Annotated in this window: 10 protein-coding genes and 1 pseudogene; 2 read left to right on the top strand and 9 right to left on the bottom strand. The window is 35.7% G+C overall.

Annotation, left to right across the window (positions count from 1 at the left end):
• Nucleotides 1-99: 99 nt before the first annotated feature.
• Together M2372_RS07140 and M2372_RS07145 are read right to left on the bottom strand one after the other, a co-directional pair.
• On the bottom strand, nt 100-612 hold the full coding sequence (locus tag M2372_RS07140) for a hypothetical protein (RefSeq protein WP_185018820.1): 513 nt from the start codon (nt 610-612) through the stop codon (nt 100-102).
• A gap of 52 nt (nt 613-664) precedes the next feature.
• Nucleotides 665-1,036, bottom strand: a complete 372-nt coding sequence (locus M2372_RS07145; RefSeq protein WP_123319707.1) for a helix-turn-helix domain-containing protein — start codon at nt 1,034-1,036, stop codon at nt 665-667.
• 85 nt (nt 1,037-1,121) lie between these two features.
• Here M2372_RS07145 and M2372_RS07150 point away from each other — a divergent pair, with 85 nt between their 5' ends.
• The gene (locus M2372_RS07150; protein WP_123319708.1) at nt 1,122-1,724 is read left to right on the top strand and encodes an FMN-dependent NADH-azoreductase; all 603 of its coding nucleotides are present in this window, start codon (nt 1,122-1,124) and stop codon (nt 1,722-1,724) included.
• A gap of 174 nt (nt 1,725-1,898) precedes the next feature.
• Here M2372_RS07150 and M2372_RS07155 read toward each other — a convergent pair whose 3' ends face one another.
• The 3 genes from M2372_RS07155 to M2372_RS07165 are packed head-to-tail and all read right to left on the bottom strand — an operon-like array spanning nt 1,899 to nt 5,689.
• Nucleotides 1,899-3,281, bottom strand: a complete 1,383-nt coding sequence (locus M2372_RS07155; RefSeq protein WP_115971118.1) for an MFS transporter — start codon at nt 3,279-3,281, stop codon at nt 1,899-1,901.
• 14 nt (nt 3,282-3,295) lie between these two features.
• Entirely contained in the window at nt 3,296-3,817 is a 522-nt protein-coding gene (locus tag M2372_RS07160) for a nuclear transport factor 2 family protein (protein WP_123319709.1), read from the bottom strand.
• A gap of 9 nt (nt 3,818-3,826) precedes the next feature.
• On the bottom strand, nt 3,827-5,689 hold the full coding sequence (locus tag M2372_RS07165) for a glycoside hydrolase family 13 protein (RefSeq protein ID WP_123319710.1): 1,863 nt from the start codon (nt 5,687-5,689) through the stop codon (nt 3,827-3,829).
• 395 nt (nt 5,690-6,084) lie between these two features.
• Here M2372_RS07165 and M2372_RS07170 point away from each other — a divergent pair, with 395 nt between their 5' ends.
• A complete protein-coding gene (locus tag M2372_RS07170) occupies nt 6,085-7,059 on the top strand; it encodes a sterol desaturase family protein (protein WP_123320116.1) in 975 nt (324 codons plus the stop codon).
• Between the two features lie 208 nt (nt 7,060-7,267).
• Here the strand turns inward: M2372_RS07170 and M2372_RS07175 are convergent.
• The 4 genes and pseudogenes from M2372_RS07175 to M2372_RS07190 all read right to left on the bottom strand — a co-directional run bounded on the left by M2372_RS07175 (nt 7,268) and on the right by M2372_RS07190 (nt 13,280).
• Nucleotides 7,268-8,255 (bottom strand): annotated as a pseudogene (locus M2372_RS07175) (bile acid:sodium symporter family protein).
• A 78-nt stretch (nt 8,256-8,333) separates the two neighbouring features.
• Complete coding sequence (locus M2372_RS07180; RefSeq protein ID WP_123319711.1) at nt 8,334-10,490, bottom strand: glycoside hydrolase family 97 protein; 2,157 nt, start codon at nt 10,488-10,490, stop codon at nt 8,334-8,336.
• Nucleotides 10,491-10,575: 85 nt separating this feature from the next.
• Nucleotides 10,576-11,652 carry a SusF/SusE family outer membrane protein gene (locus tag M2372_RS07185; protein WP_123319712.1) on the bottom strand — a complete coding sequence of 359 codons (1,077 nt, stop codon included), beginning with the start codon at nt 11,650-11,652 and terminating at the stop codon, nt 10,576-10,578.
• Between the two features lie 14 nt (nt 11,653-11,666).
• Complete coding sequence (locus M2372_RS07190) at nt 11,667-13,280, bottom strand: RagB/SusD family nutrient uptake outer membrane protein (RefSeq protein ID WP_123319713.1); 1,614 nt, start codon at nt 13,278-13,280, stop codon at nt 11,667-11,669.
• Nucleotides 13,281-13,288 lie beyond the last annotated feature (8 nt).

A 13,288-nucleotide genomic window follows, 5' to 3' on the forward strand; every position in this document is an offset into this window, starting at 1 on the left:
CAAATAAGCCTAAGAATGCTGAGAAGTCTGAAAAGTTGTGTTTTTTTCTCGCAGATGACGCAAATTTTCATACTGTAACATTCTATTTAGATTCAATTGTCATCTTTTAATTACTGTAATATATTCCGCATTATATTCTCTGGTTTCTATATTCATTGTATGGAGAAGCCTTTCAGCATCAAGTCTTATATTTTTCCAAAGTTCATGAATATCTAAAACATCCCAATCCCAGATTTCATCGGGAGTATCATCTACTTTCTTTTTGAATAGTAAGAGTTCTTCTTTTAAGAATACATCAATGAGTTTATTCCTGAAAACTGTTTCAAATAACACAGGCAAAAAAGCATAATCAAGTTCTTCATATAGTTCTGTCAATGGATCAATTAAAACAGGAGCCATCTTATCCAGTTCTTCAGTATTATAAGTATAGAGAATTAATGAATTGATAATATTTGTGTAGTAGAAATCTACATGCTCATCATATTGGAGCATTTCCTCTTGAAGCAATTCTTCATCAGTAAGCTCAATATCATTAACTTCTTCAATCACATTCCGATCTAGTGCTTTTTCTTTTTCCGATAAAAAAAACTTATTTAAAATATTAAATTTCATTGTTTTACTTAGATAATTCCAGCTCTTTTTCTCAATTACAAAAAATCTGTTTTCACCCTTCGTTGTTGGCAACCGACGGACTTCCAAAGATATGTTTACGGTGATTTTCTCCCCAGTCTTTTAAAGATTCTACCACCGTTGTTAAAGTTTTTGCATGTGCGGTGGAATAATATTCAATACTCACCGGATAGGTGTCTTTTACGATTCTTTCCACCAAACCGTTTTGTTCAAGCTCTTTTAGTTCTTTTGCCAACACTTTTGATGTCAGTTTCGGAATACTCCTTTCAATTTCAGTAAAACGTTTGTTTCCTGCATTTAATGAAACGATGATAAGTAATTTCCATTTTCCACTTATCACATCCAGTGTATCACGGACTGGTTTCAAGATCTGTAAACATTCTTTATGATTGTTCTGTTTTTCCATTTTCACTTTCCTTTAGGTAACTGCTATACTTTGGAAAGTGAATTTACAATAATTTTGTCATCAGTAAAAACAAAAAATTCAAAAAATGACTACCATTTTAAATATTAAAACAAGCATCAACGGAGAAAACTCTGCCAGTAATCAACTTTCTGAAGTTGTTATCAATCAATTATTAGAAATACATCCTGACAGTAAAGTTATGGTTCGTGATCTGGCATCAGATCCTATTCCTCATATGCAAACCACGCATTTTTTATCTTTTGAAATCCCTCATGAAGAAAGAAATGATGAACAGAAAGAAGCTTCAAAGTATTCCGATCAGGCTTTAAAAGAAATTGAAGAGGCGGATATTCTTGTTATTGGAGTTCCTTTTTATAATTTCAGTTTCCCTTCAACTTTAAAGTCATGGATTGACCATATTTCGATTCCGGGGAAAACATTTTCCTATGCTGACGGTGTTCTGAAAGGTCTTTTAAAAAACAAAAAGGTATATCTGAATTTTGCAATCGGCGGAGTGTACGAAGATAAAGGTATCATTGATCAGATGGAATCTTATTTAAGAACCTTATTGGGGTTTATCGGAATTACAGATATTGAGGTATTCAGAAGTGAGGGAATGTCTCTTCCCGAAATAAGAGAGGAAAATTTATCAAAAACAGTTGCAGAGATTGAAACGGTTTTAGCATAATAAATACCGATAGAGAATACCGTTAAGTTTTGGCTAAAGCCAATGGAAGGTATCTAAAATATGAAAGCGGGCTAAAGCCCGCTTCTATTGAATTTTAATCCTATTATTTATCGTATACAATTTATAAATATGATATATTCTTCTTCATAAGCCAATGTCTGACTTAATTTCTCATTAAAAATGTACCTGTTTAATTTCTTCTTCAATTTCTTTAGGGGTTTCATCTTCAGATTTAACGAAGATCATAGTTACCACAGCACCAATTAACATACATACACCTCCTACCACTACATAATCCATTGCCTGCTTTCCAAAAATACCGCTCACAATAGGTCCTCCAAACAGACCGTTGATGATCTGTGGAATCACAATAAAGAAGTTGAATATTCCCATATAAACACCCATTTTTCTCTGTGGAATCACTTCAATCAGCATAGCGTAAGGCATTGCCAAAATACTTGCCCAGGCAAATCCTAAACCGATCATAGAAATCCATAGATTATCTACCTCTTTGATGAAGTACATGGAGATCAATCCTAATCCTCCGCACAGCAAAGCTAAAGCATGGGTTTGCTTTTTACCAATCCATTTAGCAATAGGTGTTAAGAGAAATGCGAATGGGATTGCCCAAAGGTTATACATCCCAAAGAGTTTACCCGTTAAATCCCCGGCATCATTGAAAGCCTTCGAGTGAGTATCTTCAGGAGAAAGCCCTAAATGATGAGTTGCCAGTGCACTGGTTGTAAATACCCACATCGTAAATAAGGCAAACCACGAAAAGAACTGAACAATTCCCAGATTTTTCATCTGCGCAGGAATGGCTGCAAAATCTTTAAAAATGTCTGAAAATTTAGATTTTTCATATTCTATTTCTTTGCCGTCTTCAAATGCAGCAAATTCTTCCGGAGAATATTCTTTAGTAGTAATGATGGTATACAAAATAGATATGATCAGCAATACCGCTCCTACATAAAAGGAATAGATCACATTGTCAGCAACAAAACCTTTAGGTGCTACATTGGAAACTCCCAATTTCGTCAGCCAATCCGGTAAATAAGAACCCAGCACTGCTCCAAATCCAATCAGAATGGTTTGTACTGAAAAACCTATCGTTCCCTGATGTTTCGGAAGCATATCTCCCACTAAAGCTCTGAAAGGTTCCATAGCAACATTCACGGAAGCATCCATCATAGCAAGAAAGATTACCGCCAGTAAAAGGGCATTGGCTGCAAACATCTGAGTTACAGAAGCTGCATTAGGGAGTAAAACCAATCCAATGGAACACAAAATGGCTCCAATCAGGAAATAAGGTTTCCTTCTTCCCAACGGACTCCAGGTATTATCCCCCATATGGCCAATAATAGGCTGAACAATAAGTCCTGTAATGGGAGCTACGAGCCAGAACCACGACAGTTCGTGAACGTCTGCTCCTAAATTGGCAAGAATACGGCTTGCATTTCCATTCTGTAATCCGAATGCCATTTGGATTCCCAGGAATCCCATACTCATATTGATGATCTGAGTAAGTGAAAGTTCCGGTTTCATTTTTCCAGCCATTGCTATTTTTATGCTTATTTTGTTTTTAATTCTTTAATCAAAACATCTTCAAGAGCAGCTTTTTCAGCTACCACTTTATCTACAACATCATTAGGAACCGTCATAGAAAGGACGTACTGTTTTACTTTCCATTGTCCATTGATCTTTTCCACAACTCCTGAACCACGGCAGATTTTCATCTGAGTATCCAGTAATTCATCAAACCAAGCCAGTTTTCCGTCTTTACTGAAATGGATATTTCTTTTCAATGCGGTAAAATTCCAGGTTTTCTTTTTATCGAAATGAGGCTTTGCCCAAACCATAAATTCTTTTTTATTCCAGATCTCTGTGGCATCTGTTCCGATAAAGGTAGATTCATCAGCAAAAAAATTGAAATACCCCGTATAGTCAGCTTTAGCAGCTGCTACGTTAAAAGCATCAAGCATAGTGCTGATTTCTGATTTTTCTTTTTCAAATGTTTTGTTTGACTGTGCAGACAACATTGTAAATCCGAATAAAAACAGGATGAGTGTATGAACAGCTATTAATTTTTTCATAGGTATTATTTATTTTTCAAGTTCAATAATCAATGGTGTTTTGGCAGGAATTGTCAAAGTATTCTGTAATGAGAATTCTTTTCCTGAGATCACCTCTTTTCCTTTGGAAAATCCTTTTAATGATTCTTCAAAATATTTTAAGTCTAACGTCTGATCTTTTGTATTATTGTTGATGATCACCATCACACTTTCCTTATCATTATATCTGAAATAAGTAAAAATATCATCCTTTGGAACAAAATTTTTCGTTTTTCCAGTATGAATGACTTCTTTTCCTTTTCTCCAGTTCAATAATTTCTGAGTAAACTGATAGAATTCTTTTTGTTCAGAGGTTTGCGCTGCAGGATTGAATGCATTCTGTTTATCAGTTTTCCAGCCGCCAGGAAAGTCTCTGCGGATATCAGCATCCCCTCCTTTCTCTTTATTTCCACGCATTCCTACTTCTGAGCCATAATAGATCTGAGGAATTCCGCGAACAGTTGAGATCAGGGTTAATCCCATTTTGTAGGCATTAGGATCTGCATTGAAGATTTCATTCCATCTTTCGGTGTCGTGATTTTCAAAAAAGACCATGACATTATTGATATCCGGATAAAGGAAATCGCTGCTCAAAGATTCGTAAAGCTTTATCAATCCTTTGTTCCAGCTTTCTTTTTCTTTAAAAGCATTCGGCATCTCTCCAAACAGCATAAAATCCATTACAGATGGCAGGTTTGAATTGTATCCCACTGCTTCACCTGTCTTAGAATTTTTCTGCCAGGCTGAAATCTGTCCTGCGGTCCCAAGCCATGTTTCTCCTACGATATTGAACTTAGGATATTCATCGGTAATAGCTTTTGCCCATTTCGCCATAGCTTCCTTATCATTGTAAGGATAAGTATCTACACGGAAACCACCTAATTCAGCATATTCGATCCACCAGATAGCATTTTGGGTCAGGTATTTTAAAACCAGCGGATTTTTCTGGTTAATATCCGGCATTGTTTTATCAAACCACCCATCCAAAGCATATTTTTTATCTATTTCTGAAGCATTGGTATCAAACTGAGTGGAAATTTTATAATTGGATCTTTTAAACCCATTTTCACCTTCTTTGAACAGGTGAATCCAATCTTTGGTTGGCAAATCTTTTATCATCCAATGGGAAACACCCCAATGATTGGTAACATAATCCATTACCAGTTTCATATTCCTTTTATTGAGCTCCTGGGAAAGCTTTTTGTAATCTTCATTGGTTCCGTAGCGGGCATCAATTTTATAAAGGTCAGTTTGGGCATATCCGTGATAAGAGTATACTTTTTCATTATCCTCATTCACTGGTGTTAGCCAAACAGCCGTTGCTCCCAGATTCTGAATATAGTCCAGGTTATTGATGATTCCCTGAAGGTCACCACCATGCCTTCCGTTAGGCAAATTACGATCTCCTTTTTCAGTTAATTCGGGAACGGAATCATTTTTTTCATTTCCGTTGGCAAAACGATCAGGCATTATGAGGTACATTACATCTTTTGAAGTATAAGATTCCCGGTCTGCAGACCCAGAATTTCTCTGCTTCAGTTCGTAGGTGTAAGAACCAAGATTCTTTTTATCTTTTCCAATATTGATTGTAAACTTCGGAACGTTGATTTCATTGGTGTTAACTGTAATAAAAACATAGTTTGGACTTTCAACTTTCTGAATGTCTTTAATCTTTATTCCATCTGAAAGTGAAATCTCATGATTGGCAATTCCTTTTCCATAAACAAGGATCTGAAGTTCAGGATTTTTCATTCCCTTCCACCAGAAAGCCGGTTCTACTTTTTCCAATGTTTTGGATTGGGAAAAAGCGATTGTGGCAGCTGAAAGGGCAAAAATAGTATATATTCTTCTCATAGCTTAGTCTTAATCTTCCATGTAACCATCAGCTGTGTACTATAAAATGTCGTTAAGAATACTATTGATTATTTTGAAAACCAACAAGTTACGCTAAGTAATACAACAATTTAAGTATGAACAACTTAGCAGCAAATTACGAAAAATTTTTAGAGTTATTATAAAATGATCAGCAGAATTTTCTTTTATTTATGAGTCCTATAGGATTCTTTGACTTGATAAAATTCAGACAGACTCTCTGCCCATTATTACACTTTATTGTAAAGGATAAATCGGAATATTTCACAATTGCCATTATATTTTTTATTAAATTTCCATTAAAACATGTATAAAATCCAATATTAAATCTAAAAAGTTCCCATTTTATCCGTTTAATGCTTAATTTTACAGAAAAAATGTTTGATTTTAGTAAAATGTTTGAAAGTGATGGGCCGGATATTGTTTATCCTTGGGCCATACCTATGTTTGCGGGTATCATCTTTATAGAAATGGCGTATAGTCACTTCAATAAAGATAAGCTTTACGAGACTAAAGATGTGGCAACCAATGTGCTTTTAGCGCTTTTAAATTATAGCCTGGATATCATTATGAAAGGGTTTTCTATGCTCGTTATGATGTTCTTTTACTATCATCGTATTTTTGATTGGGAAGTTGGGATCTGGTACTGGATTGCAGTATTCCTGGCCCAGGATTTTGCCTATTATGTCCACCATTATGTAGACCATCATTCCCGTGTCTTCTGGGCGGTACACATTACCCATCACAATTCTGATTATTTCAATATCACCACAGGATTCAGAAGTCCTGTATTTCAGCCGCTGTACAGATATCTGTTCTTTTCCCCTCTGGCATTAGTGGGATTCCATCCGCTTCATGTAATGGTAGCTTATTCTGCTATTCAGATTTATGGAACCTTTGTACATACGCAATCTATCAAAAGCATGGGCTTCCTGGAATACATTTTGGTAACGCCTTCTCACCACCGTGTGCATCATGCCTGTAACATCAAATACCTGGACCGTAATATGGGAATGGGATTGATTATCTGGGACAAAATCTTCGGAACTTTTGAAAAGGAAGATCCGGAAGTGCCTGTAAAATATGGGATCTATCCTAAAATGAAGTCTAAAGATCCTGCTACAGTACTGTTTTATGAATGGAGAAGAATTGGGAAGGACCTTAAGCAACCAGGACTTTCTTTCAAAGATCGTCTGAAATACCTCTTCTACTCACCGGGATGGAGACATGACGGTACCGGAAAAACAGTGAAGCAGTTCCAGAGGGAATACAAAGAGAAAATAAAAAATAAGCCGCTACCTGTTCAGAATGAGCAGACGGAAGCTACAGAACCGGAATACACTCCGAATTAGAATATAAAAACCCCAAGCTGCTTAGCCTGGGGTTTTTCATTATGTACTTATATATAATTTTACACTGTTGTTAATCTGACAAAAGAGGAGCATCATCTATTACTGAGATTTTTCATTTCACTTCCTGAACTACGTTCGCAAACCTTCAGTTTGTATTCAAAACGACAGAGCACAATAGCCATAGTGGTTTATCTTAATTATTAAGATTCTATTCTTTATTACCTATTGATCTTTCTGCAATTTTACTGGCCAGCCAGCTCACATAAAACAATTGAAAACTATGGTACACCATTACCGGAAGCAGAAATAATACTTTTTTGTCATCAGGAATATTCAAAACCAATAGAAAAAGGCTTCCATGAACGAGTGATTTTTTTGAGCCACAGAAAGTGACTGTAACAGTATCTTTAGCATTGAACTTCATCTTTCCTGAAATCAATTTAAGGATATTGTAAACTGCAAAAAACAGGAAAACCACACTGAAAGCCAGTATTAAAAATATAACCGGCGGAACAGAACTGAAAATATTTTCTATAAATGCTGTTGAAAAACTTTCATAAACAATTAACAGAATAATAAGTTTGTCAAATTCTGCAATGATATTTGAATATTTTGTCACCCATTTTTTAAAAACAGGATTGAATATAATTCCTAAAACAATGGGTAACAAAACTTTCATCAAAAGCTGTTGTATCACTTCACCCTGATCTCCTGAACCTGATTGTGAAGTTAAGAAAAAGCTCATCAGAAGAGGTGTCATTACAATCCCTATCAACCCTGAAATAGAAGCATTGAAAATTGCGGAAGTCACATTTCCTTTTGCTATAGACACCATTACTACAGACGATGAAACGGTAGAAGGCAAAGCGGCCAGGAAAAATATGGAAAGCCAGATTTCATAATATTCTGTTCCTTTCACCAGAGGGTAAAAGATCAATACCAATAACGGAAAAAGAATAAATGTTCCGGACTGAATCAACAAATGCAGTTTCCAGTTTGAGATATCTTTTACTACTTCTTTGAGATTAAGCTTAAGTCCATACAATAAAAAAATCGCAGCAATTCCCCAATCTATAAAGGCGGAAAGATTGAAATACTGATTGTAGGATTTATCAAAAGGGATCAGTTTACCCCATTACAACCATCCCCATCAGCAGGAAAAGAAAAACATTCTGTTTATTAAAAACTTTAGCCATCAGCATTACAATACAAGATTAAGAAATAAAAAAATCCTTAAAGGGGTAGCCTTTAAGGATTATAAAATTAAGAAATTTTTATTTTACCGGTTTGATAGAGATCGCAAAACCTCCACTTCTTACCATTTTAAAATTAATTTTCGATTTGCTGTTAATCTCTTTCTTATAGATATTATAGCTTTGAGGGTTGTCTATATAATCTGCATCTTTTCCATCTTCATAGATTGTTGCCTCATATTTCTTCCCTTTATCCAGGAATGAGAAGTCTACCGTGTACTCACGTTTGTTCTCATCGGTAATTCCTCCTACAAACCAGTTTTCTGTACCTTTTGCTTTTCTTGCAGTGATTACATAATCTCCCGGTTCAGCAGATAAGATCTTCGTGTCATCCCAATCAGCAGCTACATCTTTGATAAACTGGAAGGCATCCATATGCTTTTTATAGTTTTCAGGAAGATCGGCAGCCATCTGTAGCGGCATATACATCGTTACGTATAAAGCAAGCTGTTTTGCCAATGTAGTTTTTACGAAACGCTGATCTCCAGGGAAATAATAGTCTAATTTTGTCTGGAAAATTCCAGGAGTATAATCCATAGAACCACCCATCCATCTTGTAAACGGAAGTACGGTCTGGTGATCTGGCTTGTTTCCTCCAAATGCTTCATACTCTGTTCCACGTGCAGCTTCTGCAGAGATGTAGTTCGGGTAGGTACGGCTTTCTCCTGTAGGACGAACAGACTCGTGAGAGTTTATCATAATTTTATAGTCGTTTGCCTTTTCAGCAATTCTATAATAATGGTTGATTGTCCATTGAGAATAGTGATGTTCACCTCTTGGGATGATATCTCCCACATATCCTGTTTTTACAGCATCATACCCATATTTGTTCATTGTCTGGAATGCTTTATCTGCCCATCTTTCGTAGTTCGTTGCTGAACCTGAAGTTTCGTGATGCATGATCAGTTTGATTCCTTTTGAATGGGCATAATCATTCAGCATTTTGATATCGAAATCGGGGTAAGGGGTAACGAAGTCGAAAACAAATTCTTTAGAGTGTCCGAACCAGTCTTCCCAACCAATATTCCAGCCTTCGATCAATAATCCCTGGAATCCATTTTCAGCAGCAAAGTCTATGTATTCTTTAACTTTCGTATTATTAGCTGCATGTTTTCCGTTTGGAGTCAATTTTGCAAAGTCTGTTTTATCCAAATGAACATTTTCAGCTGTAGAATAGGCCCACTGTGATTTTCCGATAATCATTTCCCACCATACTCCCATGTATTTTGTTGGGTGGATATAAGACGTATCAGTATATTTCGTAGGTTCGTTCAGGTTAAAGATCATTTTGGAATCCATTACCTCTTCTGCCTTTGGTGCCACGATGATCGTTCTCCAAGGGGTTACTGATGGGGTCTGGATATATCCTTTCGCTCCCTGCCTGTCACCTGTTAAGTGGGTCTTGAACTTAAAGTTCTGGGCATCAACTTCCAGATGTGAAGCCGGGTAATCTAATACAGCAGCTTCTGCAACATTGATGTATAAAGGTGATTTCCCTTCTTTTTTAAGCATTAACGGAGACTGAACTGCATTTTTCACTAAAGCCTGAGAGGCATTGGCATCAGCTGCTTTGTCCCATTTTGCCGGAATTTCAGATACTTTTGTTTCCTGGTACTGATATTCCTGAGAATCATAATCTGCTACAATCCACCAGGCTTTCATATCAGTTGGGAAATCGATTTCTGAATCTTCTTCTCTGATGACGAAATAATTAAGATTTTTCTGTTGTGGAAACTCATATCTGAATCCAAGACCATCATTAAACAATCTGAATTTTACCACAATACTTCTGTCTGTAGAAGCCTGATTCAGCGTAAGTGCCAATTCATTATAGTTGTTGATATAATTTTTCTTTTCTCCAAGAACCGGCTGCCACGTTTCATTTTTGGAGTCTCTTTTTTCATCTACCTTTGCAAAACCGTTGTTAAGGTCGTATTTTGCATCTTCCGGTTTGGCTATTTCAGAAGCAAATTTTATGGCTGTGTCTTTAAATAATCTCAATCCCAATTTTGAATCTTCAACTACCACCGCACCGTTGTATTTCAGGTTATAGAAAGGAACTCCATCTTTCAATTGGAAGTTCATTTCAAATTTACCGTCCGGCGATTTTAAAGATTGTGCTTTCACACCTGTAAACATCATTGAGAGCAAGAGCGCTCCAACTGTAATTTTCTTCATAATGACTATTTATTAACTTAAAAAAATAGATAAAGTGCTGCAGTAAAGCAGCACTTTGCTTTATTTTAACTTGATTTTTATTGATTTAGAATACAGGAATTACTGAAAATTCTCCTGTAATATCATTGAAATAAGCATCATATTTAAATGCTGTAGTTAATGGAATATTGGCTCCTCCTACAATGGCAACCCCGTAGAATTCCTGTGCAACTCCCCAGCTTGTTCCCCAATCGTGATCAGCTCTGAATTTGAATTCTCCGGAATTCAATGTTGCATTTTTCTTTACCCAAATATGAGGATCAAAAGTTGATTTCTGTAAATCAACATCTGTATTCCAGTCTCCAGAAGCAGTTCCAATCATTGATATGGCATTATAAGATACTGTTGGGTCAGCTATTGGACCAAATGTATATGTTAATGCATTTGTATTGATTGTCAGCTTATAGTATCCTGCTACATCCACTTTAATATCTCCTGACGACCCGCTTGAGCTCAAAATACCAGTTGCTCCTCCCATTCCGTACTGAGTATCCCAAGATCCTGGCGTTTTAATCATTTTAAAACCTCCTTTTGCAAAATATCCTGTATAAGAATAAACACCAGCAGTAGCTTCTTTTTGTAAAGGCAGAAACTTTGTATTTGTTGCTTCATTAGTCCATCCTGCGGCTGTAGCATCTCCTATAAGATAAAGATCAGTATAGTTATAAACAGGTCCTAGAATATAAGGAGTTACCGCTAAAGTAATTACGTTGGAATAAAAAGAAGCTTTACCTACACTTGTTTTCAGTCTCACTTCTATCTCATTCACTGTATTAGCAACCGCTCCTAAACTCATTGCCAAGGTATTCAATTGGCTATTTGTTAGAGATGAAGGTGAGCTTATAGCATCTACTAATTTACTTTCTTTAAAGTTAGTTCCTTTAATTCCTAGCTCTATTTGTGGTTTAGATACTACAGTAAGATTAAAAGTTGACTTTAACCATGTAAAGCTTACAGCTTCCGAGTCTAATTGAGTTTTATCTAAAACAATTGTTGTTTTGTTAGTTGATATCTTACTTTGAGTTGCTTCATTTAGTATCGCTTGGTCTTCATCTTTTTCACATGAAACTACCAGGAAAAAACCAGCAACTGCTATTATAAATATTTTAAAAAAATTCTTCATATTCTTCGTTTTAATTAATAACCAGGGTTTTGAGATAAGTTAGAATTTAAATTAAGATACTTATTAGGGATAGGAAAAAGTAACTTATTACTTGAAAGGTCAGTACCACTCATATTTCCTCCTTTCCATTGCCAGGTATAACCTGAAGTGTATTTTCCAAAACGGATTAAGTCCTGACGTCTATACCCTTCCCAATATAATTCGCGTCCTCTTTCATTTAAAATAAAATCTGGAGTTAATGCTGACTGCAATACAGCAGGAGCTCCTGCTCTGGTTCTAAGAGCATTCACATAATTCAAAGCTGAAGCAATATTTCCTTTCCCATTTACTACCGTAAGTTCCGCATACATCAGATAAGCATCAGCCATTCTGAACAATGGGAAATCTGTATCTACGAAATTGGAATCACTTCCATTACCACCTGTTGATGATCTATTAGAGAATTTAATAAGTTTTGTGCCCTGGTCAAATTTTAAATAATCTGAAATAGAGGCTGGATCTGTATTTCCTGCCACCTTCATTATTCTTGGATCTGTATTTCCAACAGACTGCATAAATTCCTGTCTGATTCTATATCCCTGCCAGCCAAAATCAATTCCTAAAGTTGCTCCTACTTCATTGGTACAATTTGCATGGATTAAAAATGTAGTTCCTCCATAGGTTCTTGTTTTGATACCATCAAAATTAATAGGGAAAATAATTTCTTCCTGTGCTCCATTGCTGTTATTATCAGCTTTAAATAAATTAGCATAAGGAATTTGAGCTATTTTATAATTTGAGCCAATTACTTTTTCAACCTCTGTTAATGCTTCAGTACTTTTATCTGCTCCTGTATAAACTTTTGCATTTAGATACAATTTAGCTTTTAACATCCATATTGCTGCTTTATCTGCTCTTCCATACTCATTCATCCTTGGAGCAGGCAATTCTCCTTCTATAGCATTCAATTCGTCAATTACATAATTAAACATAAATTCTCTTGACTGCATTACCGGCTTTGTTCCCAAAGGATCATTTTCTGTAGCAAAAGGTACCTTCCCATAAATATCAATAGCATGATAAAAAGACAAGGCCCTTAAAAATCGAGCTTCAGCCCTGAACATTTTAATCTGAGTTTTTAAATCAGCTGATACCCCTCTGGAATTCAACTTCTCTTCTGTTGTTTCTCTTAAATATTCATTTACAAGACCAATCTGAAAAAAAATTCTTGCAAAAAATGCTTCATTAAATACGTTATCAGCATTCCATGTATTAAAATTAAGATCTTTGATGGTAGGGTTATCACTTTCTCCCCAAGCAATAATAGCTTCATCTGTTGTCAATTCCTGTAATTGCCAATACCCTCTTAAATATTGAGAAAAACCTTCATTAGGACCTCCATCACTTTCGTTTCCTAAATCGGAGTCTCCATTCCCTGACTTCTGTCCTGTTACAGCCAGACCAGCATAGATCTTAGCTAAAAACTGCTTATAAGAAGCTGGATTTGCATAAAATTGTTCCGATGTAAATAACTCATCATCATTTACTTTTACATCAAGGTCATTCAGACAAGAAGATGTTGTAAAAAGAAAAATACCTGCAATGGCCCAATTTCTTAATTTAAATATTTTTATTCTGTTAAGTTTCATTGTAAAAG

The organism is Chryseobacterium sp. BIGb0232 (assembly GCF_024810195.1).
GTDB classification, from domain to species: Bacteria; Bacteroidota; Bacteroidia; order Flavobacteriales; family Weeksellaceae; genus Chryseobacterium; species Chryseobacterium pennae.

Excerpts from the sequence above, each read along its gene's own strand:
- M2372_RS07155 (WP_115971118.1), bottom strand. The coding sequence starts at position 3,281 with ATGGCTGGAAAAATGAAACCGGAACTTTCACTTACTCAGATCATCAAT.
- M2372_RS07170 (WP_123320116.1), top strand. The coding sequence starts at position 6,085 with ATGTTTGATTTTAGTAAAATGTTTGAAAGTGATGGGCCGGATATTGTT.
- M2372_RS07145 (WP_123319707.1), bottom strand. The coding sequence starts at position 1,036 with ATGGAAAAACAGAACAATCATAAAGAATGTTTACAGATCTTGAAACCA.
- M2372_RS07160 (WP_123319709.1), bottom strand. The coding sequence starts at position 3,817 with ATGAAAAAATTAATAGCTGTTCATACACTCATCCTGTTTTTATTCGGA.
- M2372_RS07190 (WP_123319713.1), bottom strand. The coding sequence starts at position 13,280 with ATGAAACTTAACAGAATAAAAATATTTAAATTAAGAAATTGGGCCATT.
- M2372_RS07185 (WP_123319712.1), bottom strand. The coding sequence starts at position 11,652 with ATGAAGAATTTTTTTAAAATATTTATAATAGCAGTTGCTGGTTTTTTC.
- M2372_RS07150 (WP_123319708.1), top strand. The coding sequence starts at position 1,122 with ATGACTACCATTTTAAATATTAAAACAAGCATCAACGGAGAAAACTCT.
- M2372_RS07140 (WP_185018820.1), bottom strand. The coding sequence starts at position 612 with ATGAAATTTAATATTTTAAATAAGTTTTTTTTATCGGAAAAAGAAAAA.
- M2372_RS07165 (WP_123319710.1), bottom strand. The coding sequence starts at position 5,689 with ATGAGAAGAATATATACTATTTTTGCCCTTTCAGCTGCCACAATCGCT.
- M2372_RS07180 (WP_123319711.1), bottom strand. The coding sequence starts at position 10,490 with ATGAAGAAAATTACAGTTGGAGCGCTCTTGCTCTCAATGATGTTTACA.